Below are 1,508 nucleotides of genomic sequence, written 5' to 3'. Positions count from 1 at the left end.
GTTGAGACAGTGCCCAAATCATTACGCCTTTCGTGCGGGTCGGAACTTACCCGACAAGGAATTTCGCTACCTTAGGACCGTTATAGTTACGGCCGCCGTTTACTGGGGCTTCAATTCATACCTTCGCGTTACCGCTAAGCACTCCTCTTAACCTTCCAGCACCGGGCAGGCGTCACCCCCTATACATCATCTTACGATTTAGCAGAGAGCTGTGTTTTTGATAAACAGTTGCTTGGGCCTATTCACTGCGGCTGACCGAAGTCAGCACCCCTTCTCCCGAAGTTACGGGGTCATTTTGCCGAGTTCCTTAACGAGAGTTCTCTCGCTCACCTGAGGCTACTCGCCTCGACTACCTGTGTCGGTTTGCGGTACGGGTAGAGTATGTTTAAACGCTAGAAGCTTTTCTTGGCAGTGTGACGTCACTAACTTCGCTACTAAACTTCGCTCCCCATCACAGCTCAATGTTATAGATATAAGCATTTGACTCATATCACACCTCACTGCTTAGACAGACTCTTCCAATCGTCTGCTTTAGTTAGCCTACTGCGTCCCTCCATCACTACATACTCTAGTACAGGAATATCAACCTGTTGTCCATCGGATACACCTTTCGGTCTCTCCTTAGGTCCCGACTAACCCAGGGCGGACGAGCCTTCCCCTGGAAACCTTAGTCTTACGGTGGACAGGATTCTCACCTGTCTTTCGCTACTCATACCGGCATTCTCACTTCTATGCGTTCCAGCACTCCTCACGGTACACCTTCTTCACACATAGAACGCTCTCCTACCATACCTATAAAGGTATCCACAGCTTCGGTAAATTGTTTTAGCCCCGGTACATTTTCGGCGCAGGGTCACTCGACTAGTGAGCTATTACGCACTCTTTGAATGAATAGCTGCTTCTAAGCTAACATCCTAGTTGTCTGTGCAACCCCACATCCTTTTCCACTTAACAATTATTTTGGGACCTTAGCTGGTGGTCTGGGCTGTTTCCCTTTCGACTACGGATCTTAGCACTCGCAGTCTGACTGCCGACCATAATTCTTTGGCATTCGGAGTTTATCTGAGATTGGTAATCCGGGATGGACCCCTCACCCAAACAGTGCTCTACCTCCAAGAATCTCTAATGTCGACGCTAGCCCTAAAGCTATTTCGGAGAGAACCAGCTATCTCCAAGTTCGTTTGGAATTTCTCCGCTACCCACAAGTCATCCAAGCACTTTTCAACGTGCCCTGGTTCGGTCCTCCAGTGCGTCTTACCGCACCTTCAACCTGCTCATGGGTAGGTCACATGGTTTCGGGTCTACGTCATGATACTAAGTCGCCCTATTCAGACTCGGTTTCCCTACGGCTCCGTCTCTTCAACTTAACCTCGCATCATAACGTAACTCGCCGGTTCATTCTACAAAAGGCACGCTCTCACCCATTAACGGGCTCGAACTTGTTGTAGGCACACGGTTTCAGGTTCTATTTCACTCCCCTCCCGGGGTGCTTTTCACCTTTCCCTCAC

1 rRNA gene is annotated in these 1,508 nt (G+C 49.5%); it reads right to left on the bottom strand.

Annotation, left to right across the window (positions count from 1 at the left end):
• Positions 1 to 1,508, bottom strand: a 23S ribosomal RNA gene (locus QM959_RS09510); the annotation flags it as partial.

The sequence above is a fragment of the Streptococcus mitis genome (genome assembly GCF_047459985.1).
GTDB classification, from domain to species: Bacteria; Bacillota; Bacilli; order Lactobacillales; family Streptococcaceae; genus Streptococcus; species Streptococcus mitis_DZ.
This window is presented reverse-complemented; position numbering and strand designations above follow the sequence as displayed.